This window comes from Kribbella sp. NPDC055110 (genome assembly GCF_053607525.1).
The window spans coordinates 156,678-174,455 of record NZ_JBSGTS010000002.1 but is presented as its reverse complement, the minus strand read 5'-3'; the positions used below and the strand labels follow the sequence as shown (position 1 = coordinate 174,455).

Below are 17,778 nucleotides of genomic sequence, written 5' to 3'. Positions count from 1 at the left end.
AACTGGTCCCAGCACACAGGAAATAACCTGTCCAACGCCCCCGCGCAGGTGCCACTGCCCCACCACATGCCGCCCGCACCGACCAGATCCGCCCCACAACACCCCGAACCCCACCCGCAAGAACCCAACCAGCAGACAGGAACCGGTCCCAGCACACAGGAAATACCTTGTTCAACGCCCCCACGCGGTGACCACTGCCCACCACAACCCACCCGAACGCCACCCCCTCGCCCGTATCCACACCTCCCACCGGCTCCGGGCATAGCTGCGTCCTCCCTGGTCGTGGTGGCGTGTGTCAAGTGTCGAAGATCCCGAAGGGACGCCGAAGGCGCACTTGACTCACGCCGGCACGACTAGCACCATCACGCAGCCCGGAGACGAACCACAGCAAGCTCTGGTAAGTAGCAGGAAGCTCTAGTAAGTAGCAGCTGCCCGCGGAGCAGTCGACTGCCGACCCGGCGCGGTAACCGTCAGAGCGAAGTACGTCGCGAAGCCGACCACGAGGCCTACTGCCCAGGAGTAGTCGTACAGCGGCTTGAGGAACGGGATCAGGCCGTCCTGGGGGAACGGGCCGGCGCCCGGGTTCGAGTACGCGCCGCCGACGGCGAGCAGTGAGCCGAGCAGGGTGGCGACGACGCCGCGCCAGTTCCAGCCGGCGGAGTACCAGTAGCGGCCGCCGGGGCGGTAGAGGTCGGCGAGGTTCAGGTTCGTCCGGTCGATCACCCAGTAGCCCGCGATCAGTACGCCGGCCACCGACGCGAGCAGACCGCCGTAGAACGAAAGCCACACAAAGATGTAGATCGACGGATCCGAGATCAGCCGCCAAGGCTGGATCAAGATGCCGATCACGCCGGTCAGCAACCCCGCGGTCCGGAAGTTCAGCCACCGAGGCAGCGCGTTCGCAAAGTCGTACGACGGACTCACGACATTGGCCGCCACGTTGCAAGACATCGTCGCGAGGATCGCCATCACCAGGCCGATCGTCACAATCACCGGGTTCTCGAACCGACGGGTGAGTTCAACCGGATCCCAGATCGCCGACCCGTACAACACCACAGTCCCCGAAGTGGTGATGATCGACACGAGCGCGATGAACGACATCGTCGTAGGCAGCCCGATGATCTGCCCCCAGACCTGCGCCCGCTGCCCTTTCCCGAATCGCGTGAAGTCCGGCATGTTCAAGGACAGCGTGGCCCAGAACGCGATCATGCCCATCAGCGACGGCGCGAAGATCTTCCAGAAGTCGGCGTCCCAGCCGAGTTTCGACGGCTGCGACAGGATCGGTCCGAACCCGCCCGCCTTGACGAGGATCGCCACCATCAGCGCCACGAACGCGACCGTGACGAGCGGCGCTGCCCAGTTCTCGAACCGGCGCAGTCCTTCGATACCGCGGAAGATCAGCACCATCTGCAGCGCCCAGAAGAAGCCGAAGCTCAGCCACATGGTCCACGGGTGCCCGCCGATCGCGGACGCCTCGGTCCAGCCTTTGCCGAAGAGTTCGCCGACGATCACGTAGATCGCCTGCCCGCCGATCCAGGTCTGGATCCCGAACCACCCACAGGCGATGAAGGCCCGCAGCAGCGCCGGGAAGTTGGCGCCGCGGATGCCGTAGAACGCCCGCGCGAAGACCGGGAACGGGATCCCGTACTTCGTTCCCGCGTGACTGTTCAGCAGCAGCGGAACGAGGACGATCAGGTTCCCGAGGGTGATCGTGAAGAACGCCTGCAGCCAGTTCATCCCGATCGCGACCAGGCCGGACGCGAGCAGGTAGCTGGGGATGTTGTGCGCCATCCCCATCCACAGCGCGGCGTAGTTGTACGTCGTCCAGGTGCGCTCGGGTAGCCGTGTCGGCGCCAGTTCCGCGTTGGCGTATGCGCTGTCTGCCAGTACGTCGGGATCAGCCAGCTCGACGCGTCCGTCGGGGTGAACCGTCTGCTCTGCCGTGGTCACAAGTGCCACCCCATCCGGTCGGGCGATGTCCGTTCCGAACAAGTTGCGGGACGGGATGACTTCGTGTCAACGGACAACTACCGAAAGGGCAGAAGAGAAGGGCAGAAGAGAGGGGCAGAAGAGAGGGGAGGTTGGGGCGAAGGACAGAAGAGAAGGGCAGAAGGGAGGGGAGGTTGGGGCGAAGGGCAGAAGGGAGGGGAGGTGGGTGCAGGGTTAGCTCGGGCCGAGTAGGGGGAGGGTCGGGCGTTGCGGCGTACCTAGGGCTGTGTAGCCGCGGCGGATTGCGTTCTGGAGTTTGTCGACCGGCCACGGCCAGTCCTCGGTGTGTTCGAGCGCCTTGTCGAGGGGCGTGCCGGCGTGGTGCAGGGTCGAGATCGTGTTCGCGACCTTGCCGAGGTCCATCGCCTGGTCGGTGGCGAACTCGACGTCGACGACGGCGCCGTGGCCCGGCACGATCTTCGCGTCCGCGGTCATCATCCCGATCGCGCTCTGGACCGTGTCCGGCCATTCGAGCGGGAACGAGTCCTCGCCGTACGACGGCGGCGCCGACTCCTCGAGCAGGTCGCCGAGGAAGAACACGTTCACGTCCGGTACGCCGACGACGGTGTCGCCGGAGGTGTGCCCGTTGCCCACGTACAGCAGCTCGGCGCGACGGTCGCCGAGGTCGATGACCTTCGCGACCGCGAACGTCGTACCGGCGAGCTTCTCCTCGGCGGCGGCGTTCTCGTGCAGGTAGACCGTCGCGTCGGTGAAGACGCTGTTGCCGGCCACGTGGTCGAAGTGCGCGTGGGTGTTGACGACCCATTTGACCGGTACGTCGGTGAGCTCGCGGATGTGCTCACGCAGCTGCTCGGCCTGCTCGGTGGTGGCGCGCGTGTCGATCACCAGCGCGCCGTCGGCTCCGACGACCAGGCCGACGTTCAGGTCCCATTCGTCGTACCGGCGGACCCAGGTGCGATCGCCGATCTCGGCCCAAGCGCTCATGATTCAGACACTACTTGCCCCGACTACTTGCTCAGTACGTCGCCCTTGATCACCTGGTCCTTCGCGACGCCGCGGAGCAGCAGCCCGACGTTGTCGCCGGCCGTCGCGGTCCGCAGGATCTTGCGGAACATCTCGACGCCGGCCACCTCGACCTGCAGCATCGGCTGCCCGGCCCGGCTGAGCAGCACCTGCTCGCCGACCGTCACCGTCCCGGCCTGCACCCGCCCGGTCACGACGGTCCCGCGGCCGGTGATCGAGAACACGTCCTCGACGGTCATCCCGAACGACCCCACCGGCAGGCTGTCCTGCGGCCGCGGCGGCCCCGGAAAACTGTTCGGCTGCGCATGCCCCCGCGCGAGCATCTCCTGCGGATCCATCGGATTCGACCGCTTCCAGAACTTCCAGCCCATCCCTTGAGCCTAGTGGTTGGCAAGCCCTCGCCCTCCGACTTAAGGTCGCAAGTGTTCCGATCGGAACTCCGAAACTTTCGAAGGGTGGTCGGTGTGACGACACGACGTGCTGTGGTGGTCCGGGGCGGCTGGGAAGGGCACTCCCCGGTCGAGGCGACCGATCTGTTCATCCCGTTCCTCAAGGAGAGCGGGTACGACGTCACGGTCTCCGACACGACCGCGGCGTACCTCGATCTCGACGGTGTCGACCTCGTGCTGCAGTGCGTGACGATGAGCGAGATCGAGCCGGAGCACTTCAAGGGTCTGGAGGCGGCGATCCGGCGCGGTACCGGGTTCGCCGGCTGGCACGGCGGGATCGCGGACTCGTTCCGCAAGAACGTGGACTACAGCTTCATCACCGGCGGACAGTTCATCTCGCACCCGCACGGGTTCACGGACTACCGCGTGAACATCGTGAAGGACCACCCGATCGTCGAGGGCATCACGCACTTCGACGTACACACCGAGCAGTACTACGTGCACGCCGACCCGACCAACAACGTGCTCGCGACGACGACGTTCGAGTCGCACCCGGACTACCCGTGGATCGAGGGCGCCGTGATGCCGGCGATCTGGACCCGGACCTGGGGCGAGGGCAAGGTCTTCGTCTGCACGGTCGGCCACAAGCTGGACGATCTGGAGACGCCCGAGGTACGGACGATCATCGAGCGGGGGCTGCTGTGGGCGAGCAAGTGACCAACGTCGGCATCGTCGGTACCGGCGTCATCTCCGGCACGTACCTGGACCACCTGGCCAAGCTCCCCGGCGTCGATGTGGTCGCGGTCGCCGACCTGGACCTCGCCAGAGCAGAGGCCGTCGCTACCGGCAGCATCCGCGCGCTCACACCGGACGAGCTGTACGCCGCTGACGACGTGGACATCGTCCTCAACCTCACCATCCCCGCAGCCCACGCCGCCGTGCACCAGGCCGCGCTGGCAGCCGGCAAGCACGTGTACGGCGAGAAGCCGCTGGCCATGGACCGCACCGAAGCGGAGCCGCTGCTGAAGTACGCCGCCGCCAACGACCTCCGGATCGGCTGCGCACCGGACACGGTGCTCGGCACCGGCACCCAGACGGCTCGCGCGGTGATCGACCGCGGTGACATCGGCACCCCGCACGCAGCGACCGCGTTCATGGTGACGCCCGGCCACGAGTTGTGGCACCCCGCGCCCGAGTTCTACTACCAGCCCGGCGGCGGACCAGTCCTCGACATGGGCCCGTACTACGTGACCAGCCTGGTCACCCTGCTCGGGCCGGTGGTCCGGGTCACCGCCCGCGCGGGCCGGGCGAAACAGCAGCGGACGATCCATACCGGACCGCGCGCCGGGACCGTGTTCGACGTGGAGGTGCCGACGCACGTCACCGGCGTACTGGAGCACGAGTCGGGCGCGCTGACCACCGTGCTGATGTCGTTCGACGTATGGGCCGGGCGGCTGCCGCGGATCGAGGTCCACGGTACGGACGGCAGCCTGTCCGTGCCGGACCCGAACGGGTTCGACGGGACCGTCGAGATCGTGACTCCGGCGCAGCGCGAGTGGACCGAGGTACCGGTCGCCGGAGGGTACGCCGGAGCCGGGCGCGGGGTCGGTGTCGCGGACATGGCCCGGGCGTTGCGCACCGGCGAGCCGCACCGCGCGACCGGGGAGCTGGCCTACCACGTGCTCGACGTACTGGAGTCGTTCGTGGACTCCGCCGTACAGGATCAGCCCCTCGATGTGGCCAGTACAGTGACGCGTCCCGCGGCCGTTCCGTTGGGAGCGTCGCCCGAGACCGCCTAGACTGGCACTCTGAACGATTGAGTGCCAGGGGAGTCTGGCCGGAGAGCCGGAGAGGGTGGTGCGCGTGCTCGACGAACGCAAGCTGGATGTGCTCCGCGCCATCGTCGAGGACTACGTGGCCACCCATGAGCCGGTCGGTTCGAAGACCTTGGTCGACCGGCACAACCTCGGCGTCTCGCCGGCAACCGTGCGTAACGACATGGCTGCGCTGGAGGAGGAGGGGTACATCACCCAGCCGCACACCAGCGCCGGCCGGATTCCGACCGACGCGGGCTACCGGCTGTTCGTCGACAAGCTGAGCACGGTCAAGACGCTGTCGATCGCGGAGAAGAAGGCGATCACGTCGTTCCTGGCCGGAGCGGTCGACCTGGACGACGTCGTCCGCCGTACCGTCCGGCTGCTCGCCCAGATCACCCGCCAGGTCGCCATCGTGCAGTACCCCTCGCTGAACCGGTCGAGCGTCCGGCACATCGAGGTCGTCACGATGAGCCCACGGCGGTTGCTGCTGGTGCTGATCACCAGCAACGGCCGGGTCGAGCAACGGCTTGTCGAGCACCCGAACGACGTCGACGAGCAGCTGATCGCGGACCTTCGGTCCCGGTTGAACACCGCCCTCGCCGGGCAGCGGCTGACCGACGCGACGACGTCCCTGGCCGGTCTGCCGGAGCTGTTCGCGCCGGCCGACCGGACGATCGTCGCGGCGATCGTCACCACCTTGCTGGAGGCGTTCACCGACGAGGTCGGCGAGCAGCGGATCGCGGTCGGCGGCGCCGCCAACCTGACCCGGTACGGCGACGACTTCGAGCGGAACGTGAAGCCGGTGCTGGAGGCCCTGGAGGAGCACGTCATCCTCCTGAAGCTGCTCGGCGAGGCGACCAACCCGCAGACGCTGACCGTTCGGATCGGTCACGAGAACCCGTTCGAGGAACTGGCCACCACGTCGGTGGTCGCGACCGGGTACGGGTCGCGGTCGGAGGCGCTCGCCACCCTGGGCATCGTCGGCCCGACCCACATGGACTACCCGAGCACGATGGGCGCAGTACGCGCCGTCGCGCGTTACGTCAGCCAGATCCTGGCCGAATCCTGATGAAGACAACCCCCTGGTCTGGAGTATGAGCACCGATTACTACGCCGTCCTAGGTGTCAGCCGTGACGCTTCACCGGACGAGATCAAGAAGGCGTACCGCAAGCTGGCACGCCAGTACCACCCGGACGTGAACGACTCCGAGGACGCGCACCAGAAGTTCCAGGAGATCGGGCGCGCGTTCCAGGTGCTCAGCGACCCGCAGAAGCGGCAGATGCACGACCTCGGCGGCGATCCGTTCGCCTCCGCGGCCGGCGGACCGGGCGGGGCCGGCTTCGGCCAGGCGTTCACGTTCACCGACATCATGGACGCGTTCTTCGGCCAGACCGGCGGGGCCACCCGCGGGCCGCGGCCGCGGACCCGGCGCGGTCAGGACGCGCTGATCCCGCTGCGGATCGACCTGGCCGAGGCGGCCTTCGGTACGACGCGGGAGCTCAAGGTCGACACCGCCGTACTGTGCCCGACCTGTAGCGGGTCCGGCGCGGCGGCCGGGTCCGAGCCGGTCACCTGCGAGATCTGCCACGGGCGCGGTGAGGTCACGCACACGCAGCGGTCGTTCCTCGGCGAGGTGCGGACGATGCGTCCCTGCCCGAACTGCCGCGGCTACGGCACCACGATCCCGAGCCCGTGCGTCGAGTGCGCCGGCGACGGGCGCGTGCGCTCCCGCCGTACGGTCACCGTCAAGATCCCCGGCGGCGTCGACAGCGGGACGCGCGTGCAGCTGTCCGGTCAGGGCGAGGTCGGTCCCGGCGGCGGCCCGGCCGGCGATCTGTACGTCGAGATCGAGGTCGAGCCGCACGACATCTTCACCCGTAACGGCGACGACCTGCACTGCACGGTGACGCTGCCGATGACGGCGGCCGCGCTCGGTACGACGATCGATCTGCCGACGCTCGAGGGCGAGACGACCCCGCTGGAGATCCGTCCTGGTACGCAGTCCGGCACCGCGACGACCCTGTCCGCACGCGGCGTACCGCGGCTGCGGCATGCCGGTCGCGGCGACCTGATCGTCCAGATCATCGTCGAGACCCCCACCAAGCTCGACGACGCCCAGGCCGAGCTGCTCAGGCAACTCGCGGTGGTGCGCGACGAGGAACGCCCGCAGGGCCAGGTCCAGGCCACCCACAAGAGCGTCTTCGGCCGCCTCCGCGACGCCTTCGGCACCCACTAGATGACATCTCGACACCCCGGGGACGACTCGCCGCCTCTCAGCGGCGCGGGGAGGTGTTTGGTAGGTGGGGGTTGCGGTGTTCTTTCGCGCTGACCTCGGCGGCGACGAGTTGGTGCTCGACGGTGCCGAGGGACGGCATGCGGCCCTGGTACGGCGGATCGGGCCGGGGGAACGCGTTCGGCTGACGGACGGGCGGGGGACCTGGGCCGAAGGGGCCGTGGTCGCTGCGTCCAAGGGCGGCGTGACGGTTGCCGTCGATGCACGGGGGAGCGTGCCGGCGGCGGCTCCGCGGGTCGTCGTGGTGCAGGCGGTGCCGAAAGGCGAGCGGGCCGAGCTCGCGGTGGAGATGCTGACCGAGGTCGGCGTCGACGTGATCGTGCCGTGGAACGCGGAGCGCAGTCAGTTCCGCGCGAACCCGGAGCGGGTCGAGAAGACGCTCGCGAAGTGGCGGGCGTGGGCGTTCGAGGCGAGCAAACAGTCGCGACGTACCTGGTTCACCGAGGTGACCCCGATCGCCACCACGTCCGAGGTCGCCGAGTTGCTGGCCGGCGCCGCGCTCCGCGTCGTACTGCACGAAGAAGCCACCACCCCACTGGCGTCCCTCGAACCGCCCGCGACCGGCGACATCGTCATCGTGATCGGCCCCGAAGGCGGGATCGCACCGACCGAGCTGAAGGCCTTCGAGGCCGACCCGGTCCGCCTGGGCGACACCGTACTGCGGACCTCGACGGCCGGCGTTGCCGCCGCAGCGGCCCTCCTGTCCCGCTTCCGCTGGGCGTGAGCGACGTACGCTGTTAGACAGGAACCGAACACAAGGATCGAATATGTCCGTCGAGTCAGCGCGTGCCCGTACGCTCAATCATGTCGAGCCCGCCGAGGTGCCGTTGCAGGCCGCATTGGATGCGCTCGCGGACCCGGTGCGCCGGTCGATCCTGCGTGACCTGGCCGTTCACGACGACTGGACGCGCGCCTGCGGCACGTTCGACCTCCCGGTGAAGAAGGCGACCGCCAGCCACCACTTCGCCGTACTCCGTGCCGCCGGCCTGATCGAACAACGCGACGAAGGCGCCCGCCGCCTCAACCGCCTCCGCCGCGAAGAGTTCAACACAGCCTTCCCCGGCCTCCTCGCCGCCACCATCGACCGCCAGGACTGAGCAACTACTTCACGACGATCGACTTGGTGTCCGTGTCGGTGATGCTGCCGTCGGCCGCCGAGATCTCGAAGACCTCGAGGGTGTAGGTGCCGGGGTCGAGTTTGGCGATGCTGAAGGCGAAGGGGGCGAACTTGTACGCCTCGGTGGTCTGGGCTGCGCCTTTGGCAACCACCGCTCGGGACTTGTCGGAGACGATCCGCCAGTTCACCTGGGCTTCGAAGACGGACGCGATACCGGTCACCTTCACGGGAGTTGTGACGACGGTGTTGTCGTCCGGGGAGGTGACCCAGATGAACGCCTGTACGTCAGTGGCTTCTGCTCGGCTCAGAGGCTCGCTGGTGTCGACCTGGCCGAACAGTTTGCCGCCGGCCCGACCCTGCTCGGTGACCTGGACTCGCATGGCGCCAGAGTCCTCCAGAGCACCCTGAACCGTGTAGACGAGTTGTTGCGTCGCGACCTTGGCGAGGTCGGGGTCGAGGGTGGCTTGGGGGAGTTGCTTGAAGTCGACGGTGACGACGCCGTTCGAGCGGGTGACGGTGTTCAGGGCGGCGCCGCGCCAGACCGAGTAGTAGTCCGGGTCGGTCGGCTGCTTCGTGGTCATGATGCGGACCGCCTGCTCGGCCGGGCGGCCGCTGACCTGCGCCCAGGTGCGGTACAGGCGGGCGGCCGACTTCTTCGGCGCGCCGACCTGCTGGCCGAGCCAGTAGACCGGGACGACGGTGCTCTTGACTGCTGCTTCGGGTACGCCGCGGTCCGTCGGGTTTGCGGTCTTCGCGGACGGTGAGGTGCTCAGTGCCTGGGACGGTTCGGGGGAGGCGGTCAGCGCCGAAGGGGTCGGGCTCGGTGGTACGCCGGTCGCGGTGGTCGTCGTACCGGATCCGGCGACCGCGTCGCCGTCGTTGGCGGTGTTGGCGGGGCCGTTGAGCATGGTGAATGCGCCGATGGCCGCGGCAGTGCCGACGGCGGCGAGGCCTGCGGTCAGGAGCCAGGGGCGCCGCGCGGCGGGACGCTGGGCGTGCGCGCGGGCGCGGATCTCCGGCAGTACGTCGGACGGCTCGATCCGGTCCGCCTCCTCGTGGAGGGACCGCCGCATCAGCTCGTCGAACGGGTCGTTCTGGTTCTCGTTCATACGTTCTGCTCCAGGAGCTGGCGGAGCGACTTGCTCGCGCGCGCGGCGTGGCTCTTCACGGATCCCCGGCTGATGCCCATCGTGTCCGCGATCTCGGCCTCCGACAGGTCACCGTAATAGCGCAGGACCATCACTGTGCGTTGCTTCTCCGGGAGGGTCCGCATCGCATCGATCACCCGGTCGGTCTCCGCGGTCCGCAGTACGGCCTGTTCGGCGCTCGGCTCGTCCGGAAGGGTCCGAGGGGTGTGCTTGTCCACGACCACCAGGTGGCGCTGGCGGGAGCGGCAGCGGTTCACCACGGCGGTCCGCAGGTACGCGAGCGCCTTGTGCGGGTCGCGCAGCCGGTGCCAGCGGCCGTGCATCGCGACGAACGCGTCCTGAACGATCTCCTCGGCCGTACCGGTGTCGCGCAGCAGCAAGGCGCCGAGGCGGACCAGCGACGTGTAGTGCGCGGTGTAGACAGCCGTCAGCGCCTCGTCGGCATCCCACGAGGACTCATGTGTCACGCACTCTTCGTACACCACGGCCGGTTGTGCCACGAAAAGACGACGCAAAGACCCCGTCCCAGGTTGACAACAGCCCATGACCGGCGCGTCCGGACTAATACCGGTGAGGCTGTCGGCGGGGGCGGCTAGCATGGGTGGACTACTTCATCGGCATCAGGAGGGGAACAGGCTGTCCAGGCCACGCAGTATCGAACCGGAGGCGCGCCCGAACGGCACAGTTGCCGGCGCAGCCGCCGGCACGCAGGCGTCGCACAAGATCGTCGTGCCGAACAGCATCGACATGGTGGCCCTGCTCGGAGCCCGGGACGAGTTCCTCCGCATCGTCGAGAAGGAGTTCGCCGCCGACATCCATGTCCGCGGCAACGAGATCACGCTGAACGGCGAGCCGGCCGAGCTGGCCCTGGCCGAGCGGCTGATCGACGAGCTGATCGCGGTGATCCGCACCGGTCACGGGCTGACCGCCGACTCGGTCGAGCGCAGTATCGCGATGATCAAGCAGGCCACGGCCGAGAGCCCGGCCGACGTGCTGACGCAGAACATCCTGTCCAGCCGCGGCCGCACGATCAGGCCGAAGACGCTGAACCAGAAGCGGTACGTCGACGCGATCGACAAGAACACCATCGTGTTCGGCATCGGCCCGGCCGGTACCGGCAAGACCTACCTGGCGGTCGCCAAGGCGGTCCAGGCGCTGCAGGCCAAGGAGGTCACCCGGATCATCCTGACCCGGCCGGCCGTCGAGGCCGGCGAGCGGCTCGGGTTCCTGCCCGGCACCCTGTCGGAGAAGATCGACCCGTACCTGCGGCCGCTGTACGACGCGCTGCACGACATGCTCGACCCGGAGTCCATCCCGCGGCTGATGACCGCCGGCACGATCGAGATCGCGCCGCTGGCCTACATGCGCGGCCGGACGCTGAATGACGCCTACATCATCCTGGACGAGGCGCAGAACACCTCGCCGGAGCAGATGAAGATGTTCCTCACCCGGCTCGGGTTCGGCTCCAAGATGGTCGTCACCGGCGACGTCACCCAGGTCGACCTGCCGAACGGGACGCACTCGGGGCTGCGGGTCGTGCAGGAAATCCTCGAGGGCGTCCAGGACCTGACGTTCTGCCGGCTCACCGCGCACGACGTGGTCCGGCACAAGCTGGTCGGGCGGATCGTCTCGGCGTACGAAAACTATGAAGGTAGTGCTGAGAACCACCGATGAACGTCGAGGTCAACAACGAGTCCGGGGTCGAGATCGACGCGCACGGACTGATGCGGCTCAGCCGGTTCGTGCTGTCGTCGCTGCGGCTGCACCCGGAGTGTGAGCTGTCGATCAAGCTGGTCGACGAGGACACCATGGCGCGATATCACGTCGAGTTCCTGGACCTGCCGGGTCCGACCGACGTGATGTCGTGGCCGATGGACGAGCTGCGGCCGGGGTCCGACGGCGACGCCGACGAGGACCTGCCGCTCGGGCACCTCGGCGACATCGCGCTGTGCCCGACGGTCGCCGCCGCGCAGGGCGCGAAGGCCGGTCACGGTACGTGGGCGGAGCTCGAGCTGCTGACGGTGCACGGCATCCTGCACCTGCTCGGTTACGACCATGCGGAACCCGCCGAGAAAGCGGAGATGTGGGACATCCAGGGCCGCCTGCTGGAAGCATGGCGAGCACCTGGAAACCGGCTAGAGGCGTGATCTCACGATGACTTCCCACGACCTGGTTCTGCTGGTTGTGGCTGCGGTGCTCGTTCTGCTGGCCGGGCTGTTCGCCGGGGCCGAGGCGGCGCTGTCGTCGTACTCGAAGGTGCGGGCGAACGAGCAGGTCGAGCTGGGCAACCTGCGGGCGGTTCGGCTGCGTGACCTGCTGTCGGACGCCCCGCGGTACCTGAATTCCCTGCTCCTGCTCCGGCTGATCTGCGAGATCACCGCGATCGTGCTGGTCGCCCAGGCGCTGTCCGGGGTGCTCTCGGTCACCTGGGAGCACGTCCTGATCACCGCCGTGGTGATGGTCCTGGTCTCGTACGTGATCATCGGGGTCGCCCCGCGGACGCTCGGCCGGCAGCACTCGGACCGGTTCGCGATCATCTCGGCCGGCCCGGTGATGGCGCTGACCAAGATCCTCGGTCCGCTGCCGAAGTTCCTGATCCTGATCGGCAACGCGCTGACGCCCGGCAAGGGGTTCGCGGAAGGCCCGTTCGCGACCGAGGCCGAGCTGCGGGCGCTGGTCGACTACGCGGAGAAGTCCGCGGTGATCGAGTCCGGCGAGCGGCAGATGATCCACTCGGTGTTCGAGCTCGGCGACACCATCGTCCGCGAGGTGATGGTGCCGCGGACCGACATGGTCTACATCGAGAAGCACAAGAAGCTCCGCCAGCTCACGTCGCTGGCGCTGCGCTCCGGGTACTCGCGGATCCCGGTGATCGGTGAGTCGCTCGACGACATCCTCGGCGTCGCGTACCTCAAGGACGTGATGCGCCGGGTCTACGACAACGCGCAGTCGGAGTCGACCGAGCGGGTCGAGTCGGTGATGCGGCCGTGCATGTACGTCCCGGACTCCAAGCCCGTCGACGAGCTGCTCCGCGAGATGCAGGCGGCCCGGATGCACCTGGCGATCGTCGTCGACGAGTACGGCGGTACGGCGGGACTGGTCGCGATCGAGGACATCCTGGAGGAGATCGTCGGCGAGATCACCGACGAGTACGACGAGGACCCGGACTCGGTGCAGCAACTGTCCGACGGCGCGTACCGGGTGTCGAGCCGGTTGCCGATCGACGAGCTGGGCGAGCTGTTCGGCGTACCGCTGGACGACGACGACGTCGACACCGTCGGCGGCCTGATGGCCAAGCTGCTCGGCAAGGTGCCGATTCCCGGCGCCGAGGTGGGGATCGCAGGTCTGTCGCTGACCGCGGAGCGGCCGTCCGGCCGCCGGAACCAGGTAGGTACGGTTCTCGTACGGCGCGAGGAGCCAACTCCCGCGCCGCAGGACCAGAACCACCAGCACGCCTGACCCAGGAGCCCACCCGCTCCCCATCATCGCCTTTTGGAGTTTTGTTGTCAGATCTTTCGGCGGAGGACGCCAAACTCGTCACGCTCGCCCGCGCTGCCCGTGCACGGACGCGGGCCGCTGAAGGAGCCGCCGTACGGGACTCCGACGGACGGACGTACGCCGCTTGCACGGTCGCGCTCGACACGGTCGAGCTGACCGCGCTGCAGCTGGCGGTGGCGATGGCGCTCGCGTCCGGCGTGAAGGGTCTGGAGGCGGCCGCGGTGGTCACCGAATCCGAATCCGCCGATGTCAGTGTTGGCGTCGTACGGCACTTCGCCGGCGCCAACATTCCTGTAGTACTTGCTCTTGGCACTGGAGAGGTCCGCGATGTCGTCCACACCTGAGAACTTCAAATCGGGGTTCGCCTGCTTCGTCGGCCGGCCGAACGCGGGCAAGTCCACCCTCACCAACGCCCTGGTGGGGAAGAAGATCGTCATCACGTCGTCGAAGCCGCAGACCACGCGGCACGCGGTCCGCGGGATCGTGCACCGGCCGGACGCGCAGCTGATCCTGGTGGACACACCCGGTCTGCACAAACCCCGCACACTGCTCGGTGAGCGGCTGAACGATCTCGTGAAGACGACCTGGGCCGAGGTCGACGTGATTGCGGTCTGCCTGCCGGCCAGCGACAAGATCGGTCCGGGCGACCGCTTCCTGGCGGCCGAGGCGGCGAAGGTCGCGAAGACCCCCAAGGTCGCGCTCGCCACCAAGGCCGACCTCGTCGAACCCGACCGGATGGTCGAGCACCTGGCCGACATCCAGGCGCTCGGCGAAACCTCCGGTATCGAGTGGGCGTCGATCGTGCCGGTGTCCGCGACGTCCGGGTACCAGGTCGACCTGGTCGCGGACGAGCTCGTGAAGCTGCTGCCGGTCGGTTTTCCGCTCTACCCGGACGGCGACGTCACCGACGAACCGGAGGAGACGCTCGTCGCCGAGCTGATCCGCGAGGCGGCGCTGGAAGGTGTCCGGGACGAGCTGCCGCACTCGATCGCGGTCACCATCGACGAGATGAACCTGCGCGAGGACCGGCCCGAGGACAAGCCGCTGCTCGACATCTACGCGAACATCTTCCTCGAGCGGGAGAGCCAGAAGGGCATCGTGATCGGCCACAAGGGCGCCCGGCTGCGCGAGGTCGGCGCGGCGGCCCGGCGGCAGATCGAGGCGCTGCTCGGGACGCCGGTGTACCTCGACCTGCACGTCAAGATCGCCAAAAACTGGCAGACAGACGCGAAGAACCTGCGCAAACTGGGATTCTGATGAACCTGCAGAATCCCGTGTACGACGCTTTGACGGGGCCGCATGCGTCCTTCGCCGAGGTCCGCGGCAACGCCCGCCGCTACCCGTCCGCGATCGCGCCGTTCCTGGCGCTGCCCGGCGACCCGACGGATCAGGACTGGTCCGACGCGGCCGAACTCGTCGGACCCGGCACCGTGGTCGCACTGATGCGCCCTGAGTTCCCGCTCCCGGACACCTTCAAACTGGACCGCGCGATCGACCTGGTGCAGTTCGTGGCGCCGGCTTCGCTTCCGGCCGAGGACCCCGAAGCGGTCGTCCTCGGCGTCGACGACGTACCCGAGATGCTCGCGCTCGTCGCCCTGACCGACCCGGGCCCGTTCCGGAGCCGGACGATCGAGCTCGGCACGTACGTCGGCATCCGCCGCGCCGGCGAACTGATCGCGATGGCAGGTACGCGGTTCGCGCTACCCGAGTACACCGAGATCAGCGCCGTCTGCACGCACCCGTCGTACCAGGGCCAAGGCCTCGCCACCCGCCTGATCCGCACGGTCGCCGCCCACATCACCGCAACCGGCCGCACCCCGTTCCTGCACACCGGCGCCGCCAACAGCGCCGCGATCCGGCTGTACCGTTCGCTGGGTTTCACCCTCTCCAATGAGATGAAGGTCACAGTGGTCGAGGCGGTCTAGCCTGGAACCGTTGCAACAAGGTGCAAAGCGCCGCGTTCTGTCCCCTGCGCACGTTATGCTCGCGCACGATCTCGAGGCCCATCGAGGTCAAACATGTCCTGAGGGGGACTCCCAGTATGAAACTGCAGCGCCTTGCGCTCGCCCTGGCCGGCGTCGGCATGCTCGCCGCCACGGCCGCCGCCGTACCGGCCACCGCCGCCGTCCGGTCCAACCCGACGTCCGCGATCGCCGACCCGGCCAAGGGCAATCTGAAGACCACGCCGAACACCAAGCTCGCCTCCGGGGGATGCGTGCAGGATGTCGGCTTCAACACCCCGACGCCGGGGATCAGCGACGTCGTGGTCACGCCGGCCAAGCCGCCGCGCGGTGAGTTCTTCGACGAGTTCAAGTTCGTCGGCACGCGTCTCAACACGACGTGGTACGGCGTGAAGACCGACGCGCACTTCTATTACCACAGCCTGTTCGTGCAGGGCGGCACGCTGTACCGCGGTGTCACCTACTTCGACACCGACAACGCGCGACCGACGTACGCGCGGATCGGCTCCGGCTGGACCAGCTTCACCCAGCTCGTGACCTCGAACTACGCCATCACCGCGCCGAACCGCTCGTACCTGTACGGGCTGAGCACCAACGGCAGCCTCTACCGCTACGCGGCGTCGGGTGCCACCTTCCGGGCGCTCGGTCACTTCCCCGGCTTCAAGGGCTTCAAGGCGATGACCGTGATCTCCGAGACCCCGACCTACGACACGCTCCTGATGACCACCAAGGCGGGCGCGCTCTGGACGGTCCGGATCCCGGCCGCGGCCTCGACCAAGCCGGTCCTGAAGCTGGTCCGGAGCACGGGCTTCGCGGCGTACGAGTCGCTGGCCGCCAGAGAGTGCGGTGAGAGGGGCGGCACGCTGGTGACCGGTTTCGACAACGACACCGACTCGGCGTACCAGTACGCGACGAGCAAGTTCAACGGCTCGAAGACGGTCGTCACCTCCTACGGCCGAGTCACCGGCGGCACCATCGCGGGCACCGGCATCTTCTCGGTCACCGGCCACTGGAACCAGCTCGTGGGCGAGTGAGCTTTCAGCAGTACTTTCAGCAGTAAGGCCGGGGGCGTCGCTGGTTGCGGCGCCCCCGGTCTGTCTCAGAGCGTCTTCTGGTAGGCCAGGATCCGGGCGACGATCTTGTAGTTGAGTTGTTCGTTGATGCTGATCATGTGGTTGTTCGACTCGGCGTTCCAGGTGTCGACCTGGGTCAGGGCCGGCTCGGTGTCGCGGAGGTTGAGGAGCATCGCGGACTTGAGCAGGGCGCCCAGGCGGTGGCCGCGGTGTTCGCGGGAGACCGCGGTGTCGTGCTGGTGGCCGACGTGCGGGCGCTCGCGCTCGACCGCGACGACCGTGTGGCCGGCGAGTGCGCCGGTGGCCTTCTCGCGGGCGACAAGGCGATGGATCGTGTGGTCGCTCTTCGCTTGCGCTTCCTCGTATGCGCGCAGCCGCTCGGTGCTGTAGACGTCGTCCTCGATGTCCAGGTCGTCCGTCGGGGCGTCGTTGATGGACGCGGTGACCGCGATCATCCCGTCGAGCATGTCGTCGGGCAGCGCCCCGGTGAGCGTGACCAGCTCGTACGCCGTGGACGCCGCGACCGCGTCGTCGTACAGCGACTGGACGATCGACCAGTCGAGACCGGTCAGGTCCTGGCGGCGGTTCACCTCGACGGCCTTCTGCGCGTACCCGTGCTTGCCCGCCAGCGCGATCGCCTCGGGCAGGTCGAATCCGCTGTACCCGATGATGCTGCGTCCGGCGTCGCGACCGAGCTGCTCGACGTACTCGAACAGCGCCGCCTCGACCGCACCGTCACGGTGGTCCGGATGGACGGACAGGTCGAACCACACGTGGTTGGTGTTGTCGTACGTCGGCAGCGAGACCACGAGCAGGCCGACAGCCGCACCGTCGTCGTCCCGCGCCAGGTACGCCTGGTGGGGATCCAGGTCCCAGCCGTAGCGCAGCATGTTCGCGAAGCCGCGTGGGGTCGCCACGAGCATCTCCGGGCAGTCCTGCATCACGGCAGCACTCTGTACGGCGACTGCGTCGACGCAACCGGCCTCGTCGTCGGGTGACAGATTGATGATCTCCACGCCCACAGCGTCCACCGCGACAGCCGGTTACCGCACCTGGTTTATCCGAGGTCGGGTTTTGGCATGCCGTACGCGTGCTCGACGGTCATCGAGAACATCAACCGCTTGTCCCGCACCATCACCGCGCGGTACTCGTCCCAGTCCGGGTGCTCGCCGGACGCGATCCGGTAGTAGTCGACGAGATCCTCGACCACCGCGTCGCCCGGTTCGGCGGCGACCGGGCTGAGGTCGGCCTTGCCCTCGAGTACGACGTACGAGCGGCCGCGGGGACCGTCGACGTACAGGCTGGCGCGCGGGTCGCGGCGCAGGTTCTTCGTCTTCGCCCGCCCGTCGGTGAGCGAGACGCGCACGCGCGTCCCGTCGAACACATAGGTCACGTTGGACAGCTGCGGCCGGCCGTCCCGCTTGATCGTGACCAGCACGCCGAGCCCGTGGGCCCCGATCCGCTCGAGCAGAGTTTCCGTCATGCTGCAACCTTAGGAATTCAAGCGC

The 17,778-nt window shown here is 68.1% G+C and carries 20 protein-coding genes; 13 read left to right on the top strand and 7 right to left on the bottom strand.

Annotated features, from left to right (window positions below; translation table 11 throughout):
* Positions 1 to 414: 414 nt before the first annotated feature.
* The 3 genes from ACWF0M_RS03795 to ACWF0M_RS03785 all read right to left on the bottom strand — a co-directional run bounded on the left by ACWF0M_RS03795 (position 415) and on the right by ACWF0M_RS03785 (position 3,344).
* Positions 415 to 1,950 carry an NCS1 family nucleobase:cation symporter-1 gene (locus ACWF0M_RS03795; RefSeq protein WP_452234070.1) on the bottom strand — a complete coding sequence of 512 codons (1,536 nt, stop codon included), beginning with the start codon at positions 1,948 to 1,950 and terminating at the stop codon, positions 415 to 417.
* 213 nt (positions 1,951 to 2,163) lie between these two features.
* On the bottom strand, positions 2,164 to 2,934 hold the full coding sequence (locus ACWF0M_RS03790) for an MBL fold metallo-hydrolase (RefSeq protein WP_452234069.1): 771 nt from the start codon (positions 2,932 to 2,934) through the stop codon (positions 2,164 to 2,166).
* A gap of 23 nt (positions 2,935 to 2,957) precedes the next feature.
* Entirely contained in the window at positions 2,958 to 3,344 is a 387-nt protein-coding gene (locus tag ACWF0M_RS03785) for an EF-Tu/IF-2/RF-3 family GTPase (protein ID WP_452234068.1), read from the bottom strand.
* A gap of 93 nt (positions 3,345 to 3,437) precedes the next feature.
* On the opposite strand from ACWF0M_RS03785, the gene ACWF0M_RS03780 reads away from it, so the two are divergent.
* The 6 genes from ACWF0M_RS03780 (at position 3,438) to ACWF0M_RS03755 (ending at position 8,570) form a co-directional block, all read left to right on the top strand.
* Complete coding sequence (locus ACWF0M_RS03780; RefSeq protein ID WP_452234067.1) at positions 3,438 to 4,079, top strand: ThuA domain-containing protein; 642 nt, start codon at positions 3,438 to 3,440, stop codon at positions 4,077 to 4,079.
* Entirely contained in the window at positions 4,064 to 5,161 is a 1,098-nt protein-coding gene (locus ACWF0M_RS03775; RefSeq protein ID WP_452234066.1) for a Gfo/Idh/MocA family protein, read from the top strand. The genes ACWF0M_RS03780 and ACWF0M_RS03775 overlap by 16 nt, the downstream gene beginning before the upstream one ends.
* Before the next feature lie 64 nt (positions 5,162 to 5,225).
* Positions 5,226 to 6,248 carry a heat-inducible transcriptional repressor HrcA gene (gene hrcA / locus ACWF0M_RS03770; RefSeq protein WP_452234065.1) on the top strand — a complete coding sequence of 341 codons (1,023 nt, stop codon included), beginning with the start codon at positions 5,226 to 5,228 and terminating at the stop codon, positions 6,246 to 6,248.
* 25 nt (positions 6,249 to 6,273) lie between these two features.
* Positions 6,274 to 7,416, top strand: coding sequence for a molecular chaperone DnaJ (dnaJ, locus tag ACWF0M_RS03765; RefSeq protein ID WP_452234064.1), 1,143 nt, complete (start codon positions 6,274 to 6,276; stop codon positions 7,414 to 7,416).
* Positions 7,417 to 7,492: 76 nt separating this feature from the next.
* Positions 7,493 to 8,197 (top strand): 16S rRNA (uracil(1498)-N(3))-methyltransferase, encoded by a 705-nt coding sequence (locus ACWF0M_RS03760; protein WP_452234063.1) that lies wholly within the window; start codon positions 7,493 to 7,495, stop codon positions 8,195 to 8,197.
* Between the two features lie 43 nt (positions 8,198 to 8,240).
* A complete protein-coding gene (locus tag ACWF0M_RS03755; RefSeq protein WP_452234062.1) occupies positions 8,241 to 8,570 on the top strand; it encodes an ArsR/SmtB family transcription factor in 330 nt (109 codons plus the stop codon).
* A 4-nt stretch (positions 8,571 to 8,574) separates the two neighbouring features.
* Here the strand turns inward: ACWF0M_RS03755 and ACWF0M_RS03750 are convergent, their stop codons facing one another.
* The gene (locus ACWF0M_RS03750) at positions 8,575 to 9,699 is read right to left on the bottom strand and encodes a Gmad2 immunoglobulin-like domain-containing protein (RefSeq protein ID WP_452234061.1); all 1,125 of its coding nucleotides are present in this window, start codon (positions 9,697 to 9,699) and stop codon (positions 8,575 to 8,577) included.
* Positions 9,696 to 10,205 (bottom strand): SigE family RNA polymerase sigma factor, encoded by a 510-nt coding sequence (locus ACWF0M_RS03745; protein ID WP_452234060.1) that lies wholly within the window; start codon positions 10,203 to 10,205, stop codon positions 9,696 to 9,698. The genes ACWF0M_RS03750 and ACWF0M_RS03745 overlap by 4 nt, the downstream gene beginning before the upstream one ends.
* 280 nt (positions 10,206 to 10,485) lie before the next feature.
* Between ACWF0M_RS03745 and ACWF0M_RS03740 the strand changes: the two genes are divergently transcribed.
* The 7 genes from ACWF0M_RS03740 (at position 10,486) to ACWF0M_RS03710 (ending at position 16,231) form a co-directional block, all read left to right on the top strand.
* On the top strand, positions 10,486 to 11,412 hold the full coding sequence (locus ACWF0M_RS03740) for a PhoH family protein (RefSeq protein ID WP_452234475.1): 927 nt from the start codon (positions 10,486 to 10,488) through the stop codon (positions 11,410 to 11,412).
* A complete protein-coding gene (gene ybeY, locus ACWF0M_RS03735) occupies positions 11,409 to 11,885 on the top strand; it encodes an rRNA maturation RNase YbeY (protein WP_131290828.1) in 477 nt (158 codons plus the stop codon). The genes ACWF0M_RS03740 and ybeY overlap by 4 nt, the downstream gene beginning before the upstream one ends.
* Positions 11,886 to 11,892: 7 nt before the next feature.
* Positions 11,893 to 13,197 carry a hemolysin family protein gene (locus ACWF0M_RS03730; protein ID WP_452234059.1) on the top strand — a complete coding sequence of 435 codons (1,305 nt, stop codon included), beginning with the start codon at positions 11,893 to 11,895 and terminating at the stop codon, positions 13,195 to 13,197.
* A 41-nt stretch (positions 13,198 to 13,238) separates the two neighbouring features.
* Positions 13,239 to 13,580, top strand: a complete 342-nt coding sequence (locus tag ACWF0M_RS03725) for a cytidine deaminase (protein WP_452234058.1) — start codon at positions 13,239 to 13,241, stop codon at positions 13,578 to 13,580.
* Positions 13,564 to 14,493: a GTPase Era gene (era, locus tag ACWF0M_RS03720; protein ID WP_452234057.1), complete on the top strand. Its 930-nt coding sequence runs from the start codon at positions 13,564 to 13,566 to the stop codon at positions 14,491 to 14,493. The genes ACWF0M_RS03725 and era overlap by 17 nt, the downstream gene beginning before the upstream one ends.
* Positions 14,493 to 15,161 carry a GNAT family N-acetyltransferase gene (locus tag ACWF0M_RS03715; protein ID WP_452234056.1) on the top strand — a complete coding sequence of 223 codons (669 nt, stop codon included), beginning with the start codon at positions 14,493 to 14,495 and terminating at the stop codon, positions 15,159 to 15,161. Before era ends, ACWF0M_RS03715 begins: the two co-directional genes overlap by 1 nt.
* Positions 15,162 to 15,277: 116 nt before the next feature.
* Complete coding sequence (locus ACWF0M_RS03710; protein ID WP_452234055.1) at positions 15,278 to 16,231, top strand: hypothetical protein; 954 nt, start codon at positions 15,278 to 15,280, stop codon at positions 16,229 to 16,231.
* A gap of 65 nt (positions 16,232 to 16,296) precedes the next feature.
* Here ACWF0M_RS03710 and ACWF0M_RS03705 read toward each other — a convergent pair whose 3' ends face one another.
* Together ACWF0M_RS03705 and ACWF0M_RS03700 are read right to left on the bottom strand one after the other, a co-directional pair.
* Entirely contained in the window at positions 16,297 to 17,286 is a 990-nt protein-coding gene (locus ACWF0M_RS03705) for a GNAT family N-acetyltransferase (RefSeq protein ID WP_452234054.1), read from the bottom strand.
* Between the two features lie 41 nt (positions 17,287 to 17,327).
* On the bottom strand, positions 17,328 to 17,753 hold the full coding sequence (locus ACWF0M_RS03700) for a PPOX class F420-dependent oxidoreductase (RefSeq protein WP_452234053.1): 426 nt from the start codon (positions 17,751 to 17,753) through the stop codon (positions 17,328 to 17,330).
* Positions 17,754 to 17,778: the final 25 nt, after the last annotated feature.

Coding starts and splice junctions, on each gene's coding strand:
- ACWF0M_RS03790 (WP_452234069.1), bottom strand. CDS start 2,934: ATGAGCGCTTGGGCCGAGATCGGCGATCGCACCTGGGTCCGCCGGTAC.
- ACWF0M_RS03785 (WP_452234068.1), bottom strand. CDS start 3,344: ATGGGCTGGAAGTTCTGGAAGCGGTCGAATCCGATGGATCCGCAGGAG.
- dnaJ (WP_452234064.1), top strand. CDS start 6,274: ATGAGCACCGATTACTACGCCGTCCTAGGTGTCAGCCGTGACGCTTCA.
- ACWF0M_RS03755 (WP_452234062.1), top strand. CDS start 8,241: ATGTCCGTCGAGTCAGCGCGTGCCCGTACGCTCAATCATGTCGAGCCC.
- ACWF0M_RS03750 (WP_452234061.1), bottom strand. CDS start 9,699: ATGAACGAGAACCAGAACGACCCGTTCGACGAGCTGATGCGGCGGTCC.
- ACWF0M_RS03740 (WP_452234475.1), top strand. CDS start 10,486: ATGGTGGCCCTGCTCGGAGCCCGGGACGAGTTCCTCCGCATCGTCGAG.
- ybeY (WP_131290828.1), top strand. CDS start 11,409: ATGAACGTCGAGGTCAACAACGAGTCCGGGGTCGAGATCGACGCGCAC.
- ACWF0M_RS03730 (WP_452234059.1), top strand. CDS start 11,893: ATGACTTCCCACGACCTGGTTCTGCTGGTTGTGGCTGCGGTGCTCGTT.
- era (WP_452234057.1), top strand. CDS start 13,564: ATGTCGTCCACACCTGAGAACTTCAAATCGGGGTTCGCCTGCTTCGTC.
- ACWF0M_RS03715 (WP_452234056.1), top strand. CDS start 14,493: ATGAACCTGCAGAATCCCGTGTACGACGCTTTGACGGGGCCGCATGCG.
- ACWF0M_RS03710 (WP_452234055.1), top strand. CDS start 15,278: ATGAAACTGCAGCGCCTTGCGCTCGCCCTGGCCGGCGTCGGCATGCTC.
- ACWF0M_RS03700 (WP_452234053.1), bottom strand. CDS start 17,753: ATGACGGAAACTCTGCTCGAGCGGATCGGGGCCCACGGGCTCGGCGTG.